We start from the raw sequence: 2,513 nt of genomic DNA, 5'->3' as shown, positions 1-2,513 counted from the left end.
GATTCTGGTTAATCGTCAGCGTTGGGATCAAGGTCCGGGAACAGCACTTCGGTAAAGCCGAACTTGCTGAAATCGGTAATCCGCGACGGATACAGCCGACCGATCAGGTGATCGCATTCATGCTGCACCACCCGTGCATGAAACCCCGAGGCCACGCGCACGATCGGCTCGCCCTTGGGATCAAAGCCTTCGTAGCGGATCTGCTGATAGCGATCCACCGCACCGCGCAGGCCCGGCACCGAAAGACAGCCTTCGAAGCCCTCTTCCATCAGCGGATTCAACGGCGTGATCAGCGGATTGATCAGGATCGTCTGCGGCACTGCTTCAGCGTCCGGGTAACGCTCGCTGTGTTCGAAGCCGAAGATCACCAGTTGCAGGTCGACGCCGATCTGCGGCGCCGCGAGGCCAACGCCGCCGACGCTTTCCATGGTCTGGAACATGTCATCGATCAATTGCCAGAGCTCGGCGCTGTTGAACATTTCCGGTGGTACCGGCGCGGCGATGCGCAGCAGGCGTTCGTCGCCCATTTTCAGAATTTCACGAATCATGGTCGCGCTTCGTCAGTGTCCGGCTTGAGCGAATGATCGCGGCCCAGGCCCGAGACGTGTTGTTTGGGGGATTCGTCAGGCTCGCTAGGGGCTTTTTCGCCCTTTTCCTTGCCTTCGGCGGACATATGCTCGATCACCGCATTCATCTCCGCGCCAAGCAACAGGACTGCGGATGAAATGTAGAAATACAGCAAGAGCACGATGATCGCCCCGATGCTGCCATACATCGCGTTGTAGTTCGCAAAGGTCTTCACGTAGAAGGCAAACCCCAACGAGGCCAGGATCCACACCACCACGGCCAGCACCGAGCCTGGGGTGATGAAACGGAATTCCTGTTTGACGTCGGGCATCACGTAATAGATCAGCGCCACCGCGACCATCATCAGAATCACGATCACCGGCCAGCGGGCGATCGTCCACACTGTAACGATGAAGTATTCCAGGCCCACTTGTGCGGCAATCCAGCCCATCACCTGCGGCCCGAGCACCATCAGCGCAGCGGCGATCAGCAGCATCCCGGCGATGCCGACGGTGTAGACGATCGACAGGGGAAAACGCTTCCAGATCGGCCGGCCTTCGACCACGTCGTAAGCGGCGTTCATTGCGCTCATCATCAGGCGCACGCCGGCGGACGCGGTGTACAGGGCGATGACGATACCGATGGACAGCAGGCCACCCTTGGATTGCTGCAACTGGTCGATCACCGGGTTGACCTGCTCCAGCGCCTGCGGCGGCAGCACCAGTTCGGATTGCAGACGCAGCCAGGAGAAGAAATCCGGCAGGTGCAGGAAACCGATCAGGGCGATCAGGAAAAGAATGAACGGGAAGAGCGAGAACAGCATCTGGTAGGCCAGTGCCGAGGCGTAGGTCGACATTTCGTCATCGACGAACTCAGTGACCGTGCGCACCATCACCCGGTGCAGGGGCAGACCTTTCATGTCCGGAAATATCATTCGCGTCTCCTTGCGCCGCAAAAGGTTGAAGTCGTGGCGACTCAGGGGCCGTTTTTTACCTCAAGGTAGCCTAGTTGACGAGCCTTTGGCGGATGACCGCAGGGTTCTGATACAAAAACGGCCATCCTTGGATGGCCGCTCGTGTGATTCGTTCTAGGCTCGCTTACGCCTTGTCGACGCCCTTTTTCACCGCGTCCTTGGCGTTGCCGACCGCTTGCTGGGCTTCGCCCTTTTTCTCTTGAACCTTGCCTTCGGCGCGCATCTTGTCGTTGTCAGTAGCTTTGCCGACGCCTTGCTTGATATTGCCGACGGCTTCGTTGGCCATGCCTTTTACTTTATCGCCTGTGCTACTCATGGTGTTTCTCCGTGAAGCATAAAGGGAAGAAAAGTCATTACGTAACGATTGACCGGTGCGCTTTGCGCCGAGTTTCATTTATTTTGCCGGCATTTCGTCTTGGCATGCAGGTTGCGCTTTATGTTTGCCGGCGTTGCCCCGAGAATGCTCAGCCTACGGGCGCTGAGCCCGGCACACCGATTCGCAGGAATGTCATGAAGCTCAATAAAACCCAGGCCATCGCCCGTCGCAACCAGGAACTGGGCGGCGCCGTGCTCGGCACCAACAACTGCCACTTCGCCGAACTGAACCGTAACCGCAATATCTGGTGGTTCGACCTGCCGGTGTCGCGTCTGGCCATCGGTCAGTACGAGTGGATTCACTTGCTGCTGCACACCCCGGCCACCGATGAGTTGCTGCACCTGAAAGTGCCCACGGTGTTCCTGCGCGAAAAGCTCGAAGGCCTGGTGATTCGCAACGAAGGCAAACGCAAGGCGGCGCTGAGCCTGGAATTGAGTGCGGACAAGGATTCGTATCTGCAGGACATGCGACCGGCGGGGACCAACGTCAACTTTGCACCGTTTCGTCAGTAGGATTTGCACTTGATCGTTCCCACGCTCTGCGTGGGAATGCATCTCGGGACGCTCTGCGTCCCTGCAGTGCTGGACGCGGAACGTC

Annotated in this window: 4 protein-coding genes; 1 reads left to right on the top strand and 3 read right to left on the bottom strand. The window is 58.4% G+C overall.

Going from position 1 to position 2,513, the window contains the following annotated elements; translation table 11 throughout:
• Positions 1–8 precede the first annotated feature (8 nt).
• The 3 genes from def to F8N49_RS27170 all read right to left on the bottom strand — a co-directional run bounded on the left by def (position 9) and on the right by F8N49_RS27170 (position 1,856).
• A complete protein-coding gene (def, locus tag F8N49_RS27180; protein ID WP_041479189.1) occupies positions 9–548 on the bottom strand; it encodes a peptide deformylase in 540 nt (179 codons plus the stop codon).
• The gene (locus F8N49_RS27175) at positions 545–1,501 is read right to left on the bottom strand and encodes a YihY/virulence factor BrkB family protein (RefSeq protein WP_122752183.1); all 957 of its coding nucleotides are present in this window, start codon (positions 1,499–1,501) and stop codon (positions 545–547) included. Before F8N49_RS27175 ends, def begins: the two co-directional genes overlap by 4 nt.
• A gap of 163 nt (positions 1,502–1,664) precedes the next feature.
• Complete coding sequence (locus tag F8N49_RS27170) at positions 1,665–1,856, bottom strand: CsbD family protein (protein WP_016775518.1); 192 nt, start codon at positions 1,854–1,856, stop codon at positions 1,665–1,667.
• Between the two features lie 194 nt (positions 1,857–2,050).
• On the opposite strand from F8N49_RS27170, the gene F8N49_RS27165 reads away from it, so the two are divergent.
• Positions 2,051–2,428 carry a hypothetical protein gene (locus F8N49_RS27165; RefSeq protein WP_016775519.1) on the top strand — a complete coding sequence of 126 codons (378 nt, stop codon included), beginning with the start codon at positions 2,051–2,053 and terminating at the stop codon, positions 2,426–2,428.
• Positions 2,429–2,513 lie beyond the last annotated feature (85 nt).

Origin of the sequence: Pseudomonas sp. GXM4 (assembly GCF_008923895.1) — a bacterium.
In the GTDB taxonomy this organism is placed as follows: domain Bacteria; phylum Pseudomonadota; class Gammaproteobacteria; order Pseudomonadales; family Pseudomonadaceae; genus Aquipseudomonas; species Aquipseudomonas atacamensis.
Note: the sequence above shows the minus strand (reverse complement) of the source record. Positions and strands in the feature narration are given on the sequence as shown.

What these genes read in the sequence shown, in the direction of transcription:
- def (WP_041479189.1), bottom strand. Translation starts at nt 548, where the DNA reads ATGATTCGTGAAATTCTGAAAATGGGCGACGAACGCCTGCTGCGCATC.
- F8N49_RS27175 (WP_122752183.1), bottom strand. Translation starts at nt 1,501, where the DNA reads ATGATATTTCCGGACATGAAAGGTCTGCCCCTGCACCGGGTGATGGTG.
- F8N49_RS27170 (WP_016775518.1), bottom strand. Translation starts at nt 1,856, where the DNA reads ATGAGTAGCACAGGCGATAAAGTAAAAGGCATGGCCAACGAAGCCGTC.
- F8N49_RS27165 (WP_016775519.1), top strand. Translation starts at nt 2,051, where the DNA reads ATGAAGCTCAATAAAACCCAGGCCATCGCCCGTCGCAACCAGGAACTG.